This is a genomic window from Streptomyces vastus (genome assembly GCF_039532825.1).
Taxonomy (GTDB): domain Bacteria; phylum Actinomycetota; class Actinomycetes; order Streptomycetales; family Streptomycetaceae; genus Streptomyces; species Streptomyces vastus.
The window spans coordinates 216,377-232,102 of sequence record NZ_BAAASJ010000099.1 but is presented as its reverse complement, the minus strand read 5'-3'; the positions used below and the strand labels follow the sequence as shown (position 1 = coordinate 232,102).

11 protein-coding genes are annotated in these 15,726 nt (G+C 70.9%); 7 read left to right on the top strand and 4 right to left on the bottom strand.

Going from position 1 to position 15,726, the window contains the following annotated elements; genetic code table 11:
• The first annotated feature begins 29 nt into the window (after positions 1–29).
• Positions 30–995, top strand: coding sequence for a DUF5926 family protein (locus tag ABD357_RS32610; protein WP_344394625.1), 966 nt, complete (start codon positions 30–32; stop codon positions 993–995).
• 275 nt (positions 996–1,270) lie between these two features.
• On the opposite strand, the gene ABD357_RS32605 is transcribed toward ABD357_RS32610, so the two are convergent.
• Positions 1,271–1,831: a hypothetical protein gene (locus ABD357_RS32605; RefSeq protein WP_344394624.1), complete on the bottom strand. Its 561-nt coding sequence runs from the start codon at positions 1,829–1,831 to the stop codon at positions 1,271–1,273.
• Between the two features lie 56 nt (positions 1,832–1,887).
• Positions 1,888–2,553, bottom strand: coding sequence for a bifunctional DNA primase/polymerase (locus ABD357_RS32600; protein WP_344394623.1), 666 nt, complete (start codon positions 2,551–2,553; stop codon positions 1,888–1,890).
• 472 nt (positions 2,554–3,025) lie between these two features.
• On the opposite strand from ABD357_RS32600, the gene ABD357_RS32595 reads away from it, so the two are divergent.
• From ABD357_RS32595 to ABD357_RS32580, 4 genes are all read left to right on the top strand, one after another.
• Positions 3,026–4,537, top strand: coding sequence for a PP2C family protein-serine/threonine phosphatase (locus ABD357_RS32595; RefSeq protein ID WP_344394622.1), 1,512 nt, complete (start codon positions 3,026–3,028; stop codon positions 4,535–4,537).
• A gap of 98 nt (positions 4,538–4,635) precedes the next feature.
• The gene (locus tag ABD357_RS32590) at positions 4,636–6,093 is read left to right on the top strand and encodes an aminopeptidase P family protein (protein ID WP_344394621.1); all 1,458 of its coding nucleotides are present in this window, start codon (positions 4,636–4,638) and stop codon (positions 6,091–6,093) included.
• 131 nt (positions 6,094–6,224) lie between these two features.
• Complete coding sequence (pdxR, locus tag ABD357_RS32585) at positions 6,225–7,589, top strand: MocR-like pyridoxine biosynthesis transcription factor PdxR (RefSeq protein WP_344394619.1); 1,365 nt, start codon at positions 6,225–6,227, stop codon at positions 7,587–7,589.
• 175 nt (positions 7,590–7,764) lie between these two features.
• Positions 7,765–9,030, top strand: a complete 1,266-nt coding sequence (locus tag ABD357_RS32580; RefSeq protein ID WP_344394618.1) for an MFS transporter — start codon at positions 7,765–7,767, stop codon at positions 9,028–9,030.
• Here ABD357_RS32580 and ABD357_RS32575 read toward each other — a convergent pair.
• The gene (locus tag ABD357_RS32575) at positions 9,005–9,853 is read right to left on the bottom strand and encodes a triphosphoribosyl-dephospho-CoA synthase (RefSeq protein ID WP_344394617.1); all 849 of its coding nucleotides are present in this window, start codon (positions 9,851–9,853) and stop codon (positions 9,005–9,007) included. The two genes, ABD357_RS32580 and ABD357_RS32575, sit on opposite strands and share 26 nt — an antisense overlap.
• A 24-nt stretch (positions 9,854–9,877) precedes the next feature.
• On the bottom strand, positions 9,878–10,042 hold the full coding sequence (locus ABD357_RS32570) for a hypothetical protein (protein WP_344394616.1): 165 nt from the start codon (positions 10,040–10,042) through the stop codon (positions 9,878–9,880).
• Between the two features lie 242 nt (positions 10,043–10,284).
• Between ABD357_RS32570 and ABD357_RS32565 the strand changes: the two genes are divergently transcribed.
• Entirely contained in the window at positions 10,285–14,082 is a 3,798-nt protein-coding gene (locus ABD357_RS32565; protein ID WP_344394615.1) for an nSTAND1 domain-containing NTPase, read from the top strand.
• A gap of 157 nt (positions 14,083–14,239) precedes the next feature.
• On the top strand, positions 14,240–15,670 hold the full coding sequence (locus ABD357_RS32560; protein WP_344394614.1) for a polysaccharide deacetylase family protein: 1,431 nt from the start codon (positions 14,240–14,242) through the stop codon (positions 15,668–15,670).
• Positions 15,671–15,726: the final 56 nt, after the last annotated feature.

Sequence of the window (15,726 nt, the reverse complement as noted above, 5' to 3'; positions counted from 1 at the left end):
AGACAAGCCGTAACCGGGAGAAACCCACGATGGCCAAGAAGCGATCCCAGACGAAGGCCAGGCAGCCGCGGCAGCAGGACGGCGACATCCCGGTTGTGGGAGCCCGTGAGCCCTGCCCGTGTGGCAGTGGCCGCCGCTACAAGGCGTGTCACGGGCGGAGCGCGTCGCATGCCGTGACCGAGCTGGTGCAGCGCCCGTTCGAGGGGCTGCCGGGCGAGTGCGACTGGGTCGCGTTGCGCGAGCTGGTGCCCGCGGCCACGGTCGAGCTGACGCTCAAGGAGTCCCTGCCGGAGGGTGTTCCTTCCGTCACGCTCGCGACCGTCCTGCCGATGGCGTGGCCCGCGCTGCGCCGCGACGACGGCTCCGTGATGATCGGCCTCCAGAACGACACCTCTTCCGGCGACATCAGCCGCGACCTCGCCGACACCCTTCAGCGAGCGCTGACCGCCGAGCCCGGCACTCCGATCCAGGGCCGGCGTGCCCCGGTGGACGGGCCGCGGCTGCAGGATCTCCTCGACCCCGAGGGCACGTTCGAGCCCGTGGTGCACTCGGGCTTCGAGTTCTGGGTCCCGGACTCGGAGAACGCGACTCCGGACGTGACCGCGTCCCTGGAGCGCGCCAACGCCGCCGCCATCCCGACCGTGAAGCTGTCGGGCGTCGACGCCGCGTACTGGTGCGAGACCCCGGACAAGAACCATCTGCGTTGGGTCATGCCGCACGCCGAGGAGCAGCTTCTGGACGCGCTCGCGCGGTTGCACGCGGCCGGCCGGTCGAGCCTCGGAGAAGGCACCCGTCTCGTGGGTTCCTTCCGAGCGCACGGCCTCACGGTGCCGGTCTGGGATCTGCCGACCGGTGTCACCGCGGAGGACATCGAGAAGCCGGCTGCCGAATTCGCCGAGCGGCTCGCCGCCGCACTGGCCACCGAAGCACCGCTCACCGCGGACGAGCGCCGGGCGCGTGGCGGCCTCACCAACCGCCAGCTCACGCTGAGTTGACGCCCGTTCGACACCCCGTCGGCGGCTGACCGACCGGTCAGCCGCCAGGGATCTCGCGGAACCGGTGACTCCTGTCACAACCCCCTGTCACGGCAGGAAATTCGGTGTCCGAATAGCCGAGATCGAATTTGCGAACCGCCGATCTCTTGTTACCGTTCAATAGCCCGGTTGCTGGTGCATCCCCCGTCGCCAGCAACCGGGTCTTTCTGTTTCCGGATCCCGGCCCGCCCTCTGCGAGCGCCCCAACCCGCCCTTTCCACAGGCGAGTTGACCCCCTACGCAGCCGAGTCGCTCCCCGAGCGCAGCAACAGAGGCCCCTCGGTGCCCGCCGCGAATTCCACGACCGCCGCGTACGCCCGCGCGTCCCCCGCCGTGCGCTCCCGAGGCGTCTCGCACGCCCCCGGCTCGTCGTCCGCGCCCACCGTGCAGTGCATCCGGACGGTACGGCTGCCGGGCGCCATGAGGGTCAGTACGGCGGCGAGGTCGTCGCCGGTCGCGTTGCGGTAGTACGTACGGGCCCAGGTGTCCCGCCCCCGGGTCAGCACGCAGGTCTGCGCCTCGATGCCGTCAGGGGAAGCGAGTTCGGGTCCGCAGCGGGAGGTTCCGGCGGGATCCAGGCCGAGCCATTGCGGACTCTCGGCGAGGCCGGCCCGCGAAGCGGCCACCATGTCGTCGACGTGTTCGGATGCACGTACTACCGCGGGACTCTCCTTGCCCGAGGGCCCAGCGGAAGCCACGGCCAGCGGCAGCGTGGCCGCGAGCGCGACGACGCCCGTCAGCGCCGGCAGACGAACTCTTCGGGAGCCCGGGGGTCGCCCTCCGGAGAAACGCAGCATGAAAGGGACGATAACGACCAAGAGGGGCCGCTCGGTTCGCCGCGCGCCCGATTCCCCTACAACTCGGGTGCGCTCACACCCGGACGAGTGAGGGCCTCCACCACGGCGTCCACGACGGCCTCCACATCGGGCACCCACGGCGCCGCCGAGCCGGGCAGCGGCGCCCGCTCCCAGCAGATCTGGCCCTGTCCGGTCTCGGACGGGGGCAGCGCGAGATAGCCGCCCTCTCCGTGGAAGCGCAGTGAGCCGGGCACGAAGTCCTTGGCGTACAGCAGCTCACCCAGCTGCTCGAATGAGTACGGCTTCACGAGCAGCGCCCAGCGCGTGGGGGAAGCGATCACCGGGCCGAGGCGCATGCCCATGTGATCGAGCGCCCCGAGCGCGCGGGAGGCGGCGAGCGCCGGCAGGCTCACCGCGCAGGGCGCCTGGCCGCCGGTGGCGAGGACGATCGGCGCCGCGGGGCGGTTCGTCCACCACCAGCGCACCATGCGCTCGTCGGTGGTCGCCGCGAGGAGACCGGGGTCGAAGGGGTGAGCACCTGGAACCGTGCACTCCGGGTCGGGGCACCCGCAGCGGGCCCGCCCCTGCGGGTCCGGCGCGACGCCGGGGAGCACGGGCCACTGCCATGCGGTCGCGAATGTCAGGGCCGCGCCGAGCATCTCAGGCCTTCCATTGTTTCGCCTGGAAAGGAGCCTGCGTCGCCTTCCGAGGATCTCGCGCATGAGCGCTCGTTCCTTTCCGTTGCACGCCTGGCAACACCGAGGACCACATCACACCATGTGTCGATCACTTCACTGTGCGTACCTACTGGCGCATCACACCCCTGTCCAGGACAAGGGGAACCCCTATGGGCCGAGCTTTGAGTGCGTCCGCGTCCATACTGCGCCTATCAACAGCATGGGCATGGCGTGGGGGTGGCGGCGCCTGGCGATTGCTGTCCCGCGTATTGCTTGCCGCCTCCGCCACGGGAGGATGGGGCACGGTCGTCGGTGGTTAAGACGCCCGGGTCCGTCGCCAGGTTCCGGGACGATCCCAACCACCCCTGGCCTTCACCGAGTACGTACCCATCACGACCGCTGTGACGCTCCGTCGAACAAGGCCAGTCGACCGCAATACACCGTAACCCGAGGCAGTTTTAAGCCAACTTTGCTTTTCTCAAGCTTCCCATCGGACACCACGAATCCCAGCAGGACAATGCTGGACATCCCCTCACGAGTACGTGTACATGTGGAGACACTGCTAGCGGCGCAGAATGACATGGGGGTTTGCGATGCTTTTGAGCAATACGCACCGGTCGGAAAGCCGGACGCCATGAACGCCCCTCACCTTCCGAAAGTGGCCGGAATCGATTCAACTGTTCCGGCACCCACACACACTGTCGCGCCCGCGCCTGCCGCTCCGGGTGCCTCTGCGGCCCCTTCTCCAAACCCCCCAGGAGCCGTTCTCCAGGACCGTCTCGCCGGCTGGGTGTCCGATCTCACTACGCTGCACGAGCTGACCGAGAGGATGGTTCGCACAGCGTGCCTGAGTGACGCACTTCATGAGCTTCTGCGTGCGGGCGCCGCCCTCGTGGGTGCCCGGCGAGGACTCGTCGTCATGGAACCGGGTGACGGCCACGGCCCGGACACGACCATCGGCCTGGGCCTCGCCCGCGCCGATCTCGGTCACATCGAGACGGTTCCGCGCAGCTGTATGTCGTACGGGAAGATCCTGGACGGACTACCCGGTGGCGAGGGCGAGATCGCACAGCCCGATCTGCATTCCGAGGACGGGCTCGACCCTCGTCACCGCGAGGTGGCCGCCCGGCTCGGCTATGCCGCGAGCTACGCGCTCCCGCTGTCCACCGAGACGGCGGGCCGCCTTGGCGCCGCCGTCTGGCTGTACGACGAGCCTGCCGAGCCGGTCGAGCGGCAGCGGCATCTCGTGGGTCTGTACGCCAGGTACGCGGCCGAGCACCTGGCCCGGCTGGTCGAACTGGAACGCACGCGCGCGTGCATGACGACGATCACCGAGGAGTTGCTGCCCTCGCGGCTGCCCCGGGTCTTCGGCGTCCAGCTCGCCGCTCGGCATCGCACCGGCCCGCGCGGCGGCGGCGACTGGTTCGACGCGCTGCCCCTGCCGGACGCCGCGCTCGGTCTCGCGGTCGGGTCCGTCACAGGGTCGGGGCCCAGCGCGGTGGCCGCCATGGGACGGCTGAGGGCATCCCTGCGGGCGTACGCCGTGATGGAGGGCGAGGACCCCGTCGCCGTCCTGTCCGATCTGGAACTGCTGCTCAGGCTGACTGAGCCCGCCCGCAGCGCCACCGGCCTGTTCGCGTACTGCGAGCCCACCTCGCGCAAGATCACGATGGCCGGTGCCGGGCACTGCCCGCCGCTGCTGATCGGTGAGCGTCGCACGGAGTTCGTGGAGACGTCGCTGTCGGCGCCTCTGGGCATGCTCGCCTGCTGGGAGGCGCCGAGCGTGGAGTTCCGGGCAGCGCCAGGAGAGACGGTTCTGCTGTACACGGACGGTCTGCTGCAGCGCACCGGCGACCCCACGGACCGGGCCTTCGCGCGACTGCACGCGGCGGCGGCAAGCGTGCCCAGGGCGCTGCGTGCGGACCCGGGGGCGCTCGCCGACCATGTGCTGCGGACGGTGCTGCCGCAGGAGCTCGACGCGGCCGACGGACGGGAGGACGTCGTGCTGCTGGCGGCGCGCTTCGAGTGAGTGCCCGTAGGCCGCGCAAAAGGACTTCCGCACCCTGGGCCCTCTCCCGTACGACCGTACGATGGAGGGGGTCCAGTGCCGTATCTAGGAGGATGATCGTGGCCGAAGAGCTCACTCCGGAGACTGGGGACGAGTCCGAAGAGCCGATCAAGCAGCGCAAGAACGGTCTGTACCCCGGCGTGTCCGACGAACTCGCCGAGAACATGAAGTCCGGCTGGGCCGACACCGAGCTGCACGGCCTGGAGCGCATCCCCCAGGCCGAGTACACCGCCGCCCGCCGCGCCGCGCTCTCCGCGCGTTTCCCGGGCGAGCGGCTGGTCATTCCCGCGGGCAACCTGAAGACGCGCTCGAACGACACGGAGTACCCCTTCCGCGCCTCCGTCGAGTACGCGTACCTCACCGGCAACCTCACCGAGGACGGTGTCCTTGTCCTGGAGCCCAAGGGTGACGGCCACCGGGCGACGATCTACCTGCTGCCGCGCTCGGACCGGGAGAACGGCGAGTTCTGGCTCTCCGGGCACGGCGAGCTCTGGGTCGGCCGCCGCCACTCCCTGGCCGAGGCCGGGCAGCTGTACGGCATCCCCGCCGCCGACGTCCGCGAGTTGCCCGACAAGCTGCGCGAGGCGGCCGGACCGGTCCGTGTCGTGCGCGGCTACGACGCCGGGATCGAGGCGGCGCTCACCGACAAGGTGACCGCCGAGCGCGACGAGGAGCTGCGGGTCTTCCTCTCCGAAGCCCGGCTGGTCAAGGACGCGTTCGAGGCCGGCGAGCTGCAGAAGGCCGTCGACTCGACCGTGCGCGGCTTCGAGGACGTCGTACGGGTCCTCGACAAGGCCGAGGCGACCAGCGAGCGCTACATCGAGGGCACCTTCTTCCTGCGCGCGCGGGTCGAGGGCAACGACATCGGTTACGGATCCATCTGCGCGGCCGGCGCGCACGCCTGCACGCTGCACTGGGTGCGCAACGACGGTCCCGTTCGCTCCGGGGACCTGCTGCTGCTGGACGCGGGCGTGGAGACCCACACGCTCTACACGGCCGACGTGACGCGCACATTGCCGGTCAACGGGACGTACAGCGAGATCCAGAGGAAGATCTACGACGCCGTGTACGAAGCTCAGGAGGCCGGTATCGCGGCCGTGAAGCCGGGCGCCAAGTACCGCGACTTCCACGACGCCGCGCAGCGCGTGCTGACCGGGAAGCTCGTCGAGTGGGGCCTGGTCGAGGGGCCCGTGGAGCGCGTGCTGGAGCTTGGCCTGCAGCGCCGCTGGACGCTGCACGGCACCGGTCACATGCTCGGCTTGGACGTCCACGACTGCGCGGCGGCGCGGACGGAGACGTACGTGGACGGCACGCTGGAGCCGGGCATGTGCCTGACGGTCGAGCCGGGCCTGTACTTCCAGGCGGACGATCTGACCGTGCCCGAGGAGTACCGCGGCATCGGTGTCCGCATCGAGGACGACATCCTGGTCACCGAGGACGGCCACAAGAACCTCTCGGCGGGGCTGCCGCGCCGCTCCGACGAGGTCGAGGCGTGGATGGCGTCCCTGAAGGACTGACTTTCCCCGAGTACCGCACGAGTACGTCAGGCGGGGCCGAAATGGCCTGCCTATAAGGGCTGATACGAGAGTGATGGCCGGGTGCCCTTCTGGGTACCCGGCCTTTTGGTGTGCCTAGGGGGGCGGCTTTCGTGAACGACTTCTGGTCGGGCGTCGGTGTTGATCTGCATCTGGAGCCGGACGCTCGGGCAGGGCGCCGGGCGGGTCTCGAGCGGGCTCTGCGGGATGCCGTACGAGACGGACGGCTTGCTCCGGGGACGCGGCTGCCCGCGACCCGGCGGCTGGCGGCCGAACTGGGCGTCTCGCGGGGGACCGCGAAGGCGGCGTACGACCAGTTGGTCGCCGAGGGCTATCTGACGGCTCGGCAGGGATCGGGGACCGAGGTGGCGGCGCTGCCCACGACGTCCCTGGACACGTCCGGGAACGGTGCACGCGCGCGTGCGCCCCGTTTTGATCTGCGGCCGGGCAGTCCGGACGTCGGTACGTTCCCGGCGGCTGCCTGGCTGCGGGCGTTGCGGCGGGCCATCGCGGCGGCGCCCTCCATGGCGTACGAATACGGCGATCCGCGCGGCCGCATCGAGCTGCGGACCGCCTTGTCGGGGTATCTGGGGCGGGCGCGCGGGGTGATCGCGCCGCCCGAGCGGATCGTGATCACGTCCGGCTACGTTCAGGGGCTCGCGCTCCTCACGCGCGTGCTGGGGTCCGGGGTGATCGCCATGGAGGACCCCGGGCTGCCCTTTCACCGGGACGTGGTGCGGCACAACGGCGGATCCGTGTCCCCTGTGAGCGTCGACGAACGGGGCGCCCGCGCCGAGGAGTTGGGCGACACGGCAGCCGTCGTCGTCACGCCCGCGCACCAGTACCCGACCGGAGTGACCCTTCAGCCGGAGCGGCGGCGGGCGCTCACGGACTGGGCACGCGCGCGTGGAGGGCTGATCGTCGAGGACGACTACGACGGGGAGTTCCGCTACGACAGACAGCCCGTGGGTGCACTCCAGGGGATGGCACCGGGACAGGTCGTCTATCTGGGAACGGCCTCCAAGACGCTCGGGCCCGCGCTGCGCCTCGGCTGGATGGTGCTGCCGCCGCACCTGGTCGACGCCGTCGCCGACGCCAAGCTGCACAGCGATCATCACACCGAGTCCATCGGCCAGTTGGCCCTCGCCGAGCTGATCACCAGCCACGCCTACGACCGGCACATACGCGCCTGCCGACTGCGGTACCGGCGGCGGAGGGATCAGCTGCTGGACCGGCTGGGGGTGCGTCGGAATGTGCGCGGGATCGCGGCCGGGCTGCACGCGCTGGTGGACGTTGCGGACGAGGGCGCGGTGCTTGCACGGGCCGCCGAGGAAGGGCTCGCGGTGGGGTGCCTCGGGGAGCACTGGCCCAGGGCGCGTGAGGGGCGGCCACAAGGGTTGGTGGTCGGGTACGGGACGCCTCGGGAGCGGGTCTATCCGGAGGCGTTGGAGGTGTTGGGGCGTGTCCTCGGGAGCTGAGGCGGGGCACGCACGTGCTGGAGGCTGAGGCGGCGGGCATGCGGGCGCTGGAGGCTGATCGGGGCACGCAGATCTGGCGGGCTGAGCAGGGCGCACGCGGTCAGGGAATTGGGGCACTAAATAGCGTGCTGATTGGTTCTGTTGAGGGGTCCACCACCTTCATAGCGTCGTCCCCATGACGAACTCGCTTCTCCCGCCCGCGGGCCCGCAGCGCGTCCTGGCCCTGGCCCAGTTGAGCAACTCCGTAGGAGACGGCGCCTTCTACGTCACCTCCGCCTTGTACTTCACCCGCGTCGTCGGACTCGCCCCCGCGCGCGTGGGCCTCGGGCTCACCCTCGCGTGGGCGATCGGGTCACTGGCGGGCGTGCCCCTGGGGCGGCTCGCCGACCGGCGCGGGCCGCGTGGCGCGACGGTGCTGCTGGCGCTGGCGACCGGCCTCGCGGTGGCTTCCTTCCTCGTCGTACGCGGCTTTGTGCCGTTCGTGCTAGCGGCGTGCGGCTACGCGGCGGCGCAGTCGGGGCTCGCGGCGGCCCGGCAGGCGCTGGTGGCCGGGGTGGTGTCCCGGGAGGAGCGGACAGGGCTGCTTGCGCATCTCCAGTCGACGCTCAACGCAGGCCTGGCAGTGGGGGCGGGGCTGGGCGGGCTCGCGCTGCATGTGGGGACCAGGGAGGCCTACCTCGGGGTGTTCGCGCTGGACGCGGTGACCTTCCTGCTGTGTGCGGGGGTGCTGCTCCGGCTTCCGCTCGTGAAGCCCGTGCACGCGCGCGTGGGTGCCGATCAGAGCCGCGGACAGGGTGCCCGGGGCGACGAGGTCGGAGTGCTGCGCGACCGCCCGTACGCGCTCGTCACGCTGCTCAACACCGTGCTGCTGCTGCGGATGCCGCTGCTCAGCCTCGGCATCCCACTGTGGATCGCCGAGCGGACCGACGCCCCGGCCTTGCTGGTCTCCGCACTGTTCATGCTCAACACCGGTGCCGTGATGCTCTTCCAGGTACGGATGGCACGCGGGGTGACGGGCCTCGCGTCGGCCACGCGCGCGGTGCGGCGTTCGGGGCTGGTGATGCTGGGATCGTGTGCGGTGTTCGCGCTGTCGGCCGACGTCTCGACCTGGGTGACGGTGGGCGTGCTGGTCGTGGGCGCGGTGCTTCAAGTCGTCGCCGAGATGCAGCAGTCGGCGGGTTCCTGGCAGCTCTCCTTCGATCTCGCCCCGGCCGACCGGATCGGCGAGTACCAGGGCTTCTTCGGTACGGGCGTAACCGTGGCGCGCACGGCGGGCCCGCTGGTGCTGACGGCGCTGCTCGTGGGGTGGGGGAGGCCGGGCTGGCTGGTCCTCGGCGGACTCATGCTGGCGGCTTCGTACGGGATGGGGCCCGCGGCGCGGTGGGCGGCCGGAAGGCGGGCCACCGCACCGCAGGTCAGGCAATCCGTGCCGGTGAGCTGACCCCCACCGGAGAGCCTGGGGGAGAGTCCAGGAACAGGGCCCCCGCGAGCAGCCCGCTGCTTCCGCGGGGGCTCCACGCGCGCGCGTGGAGGTCGTCGTCGAAGGCGGCGAGGGCCGCGCGGCCGGCCTCCGTGGACGTACCGCCCGCTTCCAGGACGCCCCGAGCGCCCGCCTGGACGTGCCGCAGGCCGTGCGGGCCCGCCGTGTACAGCAACTCCGTGTCCTGAAGGGTGGACATGACGGTGAGCAGGGCGTCGAGGCGCGCGTGCGGCTCGGGGGCGCCCGCCGAGCGGGCCGTGGCCAGCGCGTCCAATGCCCGCCGCACGTGCGGGAATCCGGCCCGGGCCTCGCCTCGCGCCCCAGGAGCCCCGTACTTCGCCGAGACCGAGGAGCCGCGGGAGGGGCGTCGCGGCGCCTTCCGGTCGGGGTGCGCCGCGAGCCGCCTGGCGGTCGCGGCGACGTCCCGGCCAGTCGCCCGGGGTTCCAGGGCGGCCGCGGCGACCAGCAGGCCGAGCACCCACAGCGCCCCTTGGTGGCCGCCGCCCGCGAGCCCCACCGAGTGCTCGGTGGACCGCCCGATCGCGCCCAGTTCGGCGCGGAGTCCGGGCGTCGCCGAGCCGGTGCGGCGGGCGGCGGCCGCCATCGCCACCAGACCGGGCTTCAGCGCCTTGGCCGACCAGCGAAGGGAGCTGTGGTCCTGTCCGGTTGCGCGGGCGCCGAGATCGCGCGGGTCGGGCAGTCCGGGCTTGGGGGCCAGCGCGAGTTGCCCGATCAGGGCGATCACGGCGGCCTGCGCCAGCGTCTCGTCCGGAGAGTTGCTCATCGACGTAAGCCTTTGCGTAAGCGTTTACGAGGAGGGGGCGGAGGACGCCGAAGCGCTCGGGGCGTCGCTGGGTGCGTCACCCGGAGGCGTACCACCGCCACCCTCGCCACCGCCTGCGCCGGTGTTCGCGGCGTCCGGGGCGATGCCCAGCGTGATGTACCCCTTGGAGCACCCGTGGTTTCCCGTCATGCGGGGGAACCTAGGGAGGGCAGCCGTCAGAGAGCTGATGGGCGGCTGTGAGGACCCTGAGAGCCGCACGTTTCCGTACGAATCTCGAACCCTCTGTTTCACGTGAAACGGCGACCAAGCCAGCAGGTCAGTTGCAAAGCCTGCGAGCACTCCGTTCCGCTTGCGGCACGGCCGAAGCATCACTGTCGATGACGTAGCTTGTACGCCTGCTGTTCGAGTCAAACGCGTGAAAGGTGCTCCCGGTGGGACGACGCGAGAAGCCGGTCGACCCCGATGCCGGTCCCATACAGCGGCTCGCCCACGAACTGCGTGTCCTCAGGGAGAAGGGCGGAAAGCCGCCGTACCGGGAGATGGCCAAGCGCGCGGGCTACTCCACGACCGCACTGTCCCAGGCGGCGGCCGGTGAGCAGCTGCCGTCGCTGGCGGTTGTGCGAGCGTACGCCGAGACGCTGGATGCCGACCCGGATGAATGGGAGCGGCGCTGGCGGGAAGCGGACGCCGAGGTCCGGGCGCCCGCGCCGGACGAGAGGCCGCCGTACCGGGGGCTTGCCCGCTTCGAACCGGGCGACAGTGATCTTTTCTACGGCCGGGATGCACTTGTCGCCGGATTGGTGGAGCTGGTGCAGGAGCACCGGTTCGCGGCGGTGTTCGGGCCGTCCGGCAGCGGCAAGTCGTCGCTGCTGCGGGCGGGACTGATTCCGAGGCTGCGGCAGACGGCGGGGGCGGAGCGGCCGGCGGTGATCCGCGTGCTCACCCCGGGCGAGCGGCCCGCGCGTACGCACGAGAAGGCGCTCGTCCCGCTGGATGGCGACGGGGAAACCTGGGTGATCGTCGATCAGTTCGAGGAACTGTTCACCCTGTGTCACGACCGCGAGGAACGGGACCGGTTCCTGGATCTGCTGCTCGCCGCGCGACGGCCGGAGAGCCGGCTGCGCGTGGTGATCGCGGTCCGAGGTGACTTCTACGGACACTGCGCCGACCGCCGTGAGCTGGCCGAGGCCGTCTCCCGAGCCAGTCTGCTGGTCGGTCCTATGAGCCCGGACGAACTGCGTGAGGTGATCACCGGCCCGGCCACCTCCGCCGGTCTGAACGTGGAACGTGCTCTGACCGCCAAGATCATCGACGAGGTCGTCGACCAGCCGGGCGCACTGCCCATGCTCTCCCACGCGTTGCTGGAGACCTGGCGACGTCGCCGCGGCCGGTTGCTGACTCTGGCGGCGTACGAGGAGACAGGCGGTGTACGTGGCGCGATCGCCGCCACTGCTGAGCAGGTGTACGGCAGGTTGTCGGTGGCGCAGGGGCGTATCGCTCGGCGCATTCTGCTGCGGTTGATCGCGCCAGGATGGGGGCACCCCCGCTCGAGCGAAGTCGAGAGTGGCGGGGCGGCGGTCGACACCCGTCGTCCCGCCTCTCAGACCGAACTCGGCAGCGGTGCGCAGGAAGTGCTGGAACGTCTCGTCGTCGCCCGTCTGGTCACCCTGGACGGCGACACGGTGGAGCTTGCGCACGAGGCGCTGATCACTGGCTGGCCGCGCCTGGCCGGCTGGGTCGAGGAGGGCCGGGACCGGCTGCGCGCACAGCGCCGGCTCGGCGAGGCCGCCCGTGCCTGGAAGGAGCTGGAGCGCGACGGCGGCGCGCTCTACCGAGGTACGCGGCTGACCCGGGCCGAGGAGTTGTTCTCCCGGCAGCCGGACGACGACCTCACCCCGCTGGAGCGGGCTTTCCTCTCCGCTTCCCTCGCGGCCCGGGACGCCGAGCGGGAGGCCGAGACCCGCACCGCACGACGGACGCGTTCCCTGACCGTCGGTCTGTCCGTGCTCCTCGTCCTTGCGCTGGCCGCCGGTCTGGTTGCCTGGCAGCGCGACCGGGTGAGTCAGGAGGAAGCCGCCAAAGCCGCGGCCCGCCGCCTGGCCACCGTGGCCGCCAGCCTGCGCTCCACCGACCCCCGCACCGCCTCCCTGCTCGGGGTCGCGGCGTGGAAGATCGCCCCGCTCACCGAGTCCCGCTCGGCGCTGCTGGGCGCTCTGGCCCAGCCGGAACGCGATGCCTTCACCGACCCCCTGGCAGGGAAGGGCGTCCGGCGTTTCCTCGCCGACGGCGGCCGGACCCTGCTCAGCGTCGACGGCACCGCGGTGACCGCCCGGAACGTGGCCGACCACAAGGTCACCGCCACCTACCGCCTGCCGAGCGGTACGGAGGTGGGCGATGTCGGGCCCGACTCCCGGTTCCTCTACCTCATCGGGCCGGACGGAGGCGAAATGCTGTGGAACCTTCCGCTGGAGAGATCCGCCGCCGAGCTGGGCGACGCCGCGCTGAAGGGCAGCGCGTCCGACGGGAGCGCGTACCTGACCGGGCCGACGGGCGGCCCGGGCACAGTTCGGCTGCACCGCACGGACGACGGCAAGGTCCTCTTCAGCACCGCCCTCACGCGCACGCTCTCCACGGCGGCCGTCGGCCCCGGTGGACGTCTGCTCGCGCTCTGCCCCGCCGAAGGGCCGCTCCAACTCTGGGACACCGCGGACGGCACGCGCCTGCCCGGAGACTGGGAGAAAGCGGACAAGATCCTTTGCGGCACCGGCTCCGGCGCGGACAACGGCCCGCGCCTGCTGCAGTTCAGCGCGGACGGCCGGCGGCTGGCGGCCGCCTACGGCACCGACGCCCTGATCTGGGACGTCCGCAGCGGACGAACGCTTGCCGACTTCACCAGTGGCGGGATCACCGGCTTCACCCAGGCCGCGCTCTCCCCCGACGGCGAGTTCCTGGCCACCGCGGACGACCACGAACTCGCCGTATGGCGACTGTCCAACGGCGGTACGCAGGTCTTCCACCGGCAGCTTTCCAAGGATGAGGCCATCGGGCTGACCTGGGAACCGGGCAAGCCTCGCCTCCTGCGCTACCTCGACAGTGCCACGGTCCACACCTTTGACCTGACCGACCGTCTCACCCCGCAGTGGCAGAACACTCCGGCCGAGGCGAGCGTGCTCAGCCCAGACGGCGCCGCCCTGGCCACTGTCACCAGGTCCGGCAGCGGCTACCGCTTCGAACTGCGTTCCACACTCCCCCACTCTCGACTTCGCTCGAGCGGGGGGACCCCCATGGGCACGGTCCTCGCCGACGCGAGGCTCGGCCCGCTGCCGAGCGTGTCCGAGGAGGAAACCCCCCTGCTTGCATTCAGCCCGGACGGGAGCGCGCTGGCCGTCGCCGACACCAAGTCCTCCGGTGCCTCACTGCGGCTGCGCTTCACCGTGTGGGATGTACAGGAACATAAGGTTCGTACGGTCATCGACACCTCCGGCGCGGCCGACCGTCCGGCCACCACCCTCGCCGTGGGGCCCGGCGGCCGTACGTTGCTGGCTGCCCGCTCCGACGCCCAAAGCGACAGCTACGGGACGGAGATCTGGGACACCGAGAACCACCGGCGGTCGGGGACCGTGCAGGGCTTTTCCGGGGAGGTACTGGCCGCGCGGTCGGACGGAGATCTGCTCGTGGGCTCCGACGATCAGTACGCCGATCCAGAGACCGGAGACGTCACCGGGCGCGCGCTCGCCGACGGCCGCCAAGTCACCGTGCTGGCGTTCAGCCCCGACGGCACCCGGCTCGCCGTCGGCGACTCAACCGGGCACGTCACCCTGTGGGACGGCGACGTCCGCCAGCGTACGGGTGCGCTGGCCGGTACCTCCGACACGACCTCCCAGGGCGAGCCGGAGGCGGTCGGCGCGCTCGCCTTCTCCGCCGACGGCGGCACGCTGGCCGTGGGCGGCGCGGGCGGGACCCTGCGGCTGTGGGACACCGAGGGACAGCAACTCCTCGGGACGGACCTGCCCACATCCGGCGACGAGATCCGCTCCCTCGCCTTCGCCGAGGACGGCGGCACGGTCTTCGCCGGCGGCCTCCATGTACCGCTTCAGCGTCTCCCCGTCGCCCCGGACCGGGCGGTCCGCACCGTCTGTGCGCGCACCGGCGACGGATTGACAGAGGCACAGTGGCGGACCTACGTCCCTGACGCGCCGTACCAGCAGGTGTGCGTCAAACGCGACTGAAGCGTCTGAAACCAGCAGGAATCGACCCGGGACCGATTGTTCAGGGTGGCTCTGTGCGTCGCTGAAAAATGCCTCTGACCTGAACGATCAGTGACCAGAACGACCGCGGCGTCCCGTCGGCGGCGTCCGCCCGTCTCCTCAGTCAGGTTCTGGTCTCATGCGCACTCGCACTCTGGTCCCCTCGCTTCTCCTGCTCGGCGCCCTCTCCTTCACAGCGGCCTGCTCGTCCGGCCCGGACGGCTCCTCGGGTACGGGGGCGGCCGACGGGCGGCCCGGTTCCGCCCCCGGGCCCTCGCCGGTCCGCGACGTCGACCCGTCGAAGATCAAGGGTCTGGAGATCGTCAGCGACAGCAGCGAGCAGAGTTCCTGCGCCTTCGCGACGAGCTATCCGGACGTGCCCGGCGCGGAGTCGATGACGGCCGCGATGGAGAAGGAGGTGGAGGAACGACTGGCGGGATTCCGCTCGGGACCCTGCGAGAGCGCGGAGGGCCCGGAACTCAACATCAGTCACCAGTTCCTGGTCGCCTCCGGCGACGTCCTCGGCGTCCGGCTCAGCACACAGGACGGAAGTGGCGCGGGGCCCGGGCTGTCGACCAGGACGTACTGGTACGACGGCAAGGCAGGCGAGTACCAAACGGCCCTCGGACTCGTCACCGAAGGCTCCCAGGGCGCCTTCATCGCCGCCTTGAAAGATCAGCTCAAGGACCGCGAAGGCTTCGACCCCGATCTCTTCGACGCCACGCTCTCCGAGGACTCCATCACCGCCGCCCTGGACGACATGACCTTCACCGCCGACGGCGGACTGCGGGTGACCTTCGATCGCGGCGAAGTGGGCGTCCCGCCCGCCGGGACCTACATCGTGGCCCTGTCCAAGGAGACGATCACCCCCTGGCTGTCAGGGTTCGGAAAGCGTGTCCAGCGGCAGACCATGAAGCCCAGCCGTTCGCTCGACCTGGGTGCGACACACGTCCCCGAGCCGGCCGTCCCGACCCACACCGCCACCGGTGACGACGACACCGACTGCAAGAAGGTCAAGTGCATTGCGCTGACCTTCGACGACGGACCGGCGGCGCCGGAGACCGGGACCCTGCTGACCTACCTCGCGGAGTACAAGGCTCGTGCCACCTTCTTCACCACCGGCCAGAACGTCGCCGCCCACCCCGAACTCGTGCGTGCCGAAGCGAAAGCCGGACACGAGGTCGGCAACCACTCCTGGAACCACCCCGATCTCACCAACCTCACCCCCGAGCAGATCGCTTCCCAGCTCAACCGCACCAGCAACGCCATCAAGACCGCCACCGGCAAGGCTCCCTCTGCCTTCCGCCCGCCCTACGGCGCGATGGACGCCAAGGTCAAGGCCGCGGCCACACTCTCGCCGGTGATGTGGGACGTGGACACCGAGGACTGGAAGTACCGCGACGCGGCCAAGGTCGCCCAGACCGTCATCGACCAGACGCAGCGCAACGATGTCGTCCTGATGCACGACATCCACCCCACCTCGGTCGCAGCGGTCCCGCAGATCCTGCGCACACTGACCGCCCAGGGCTACCACCTCGTCACCGTCAGCCATCTGCGCGCCACCCTCTGAGCCACCGAGTGGCCTTCCGCATAGGTGAGCCGGGGCGCTGTTTCACGTGAAACAGC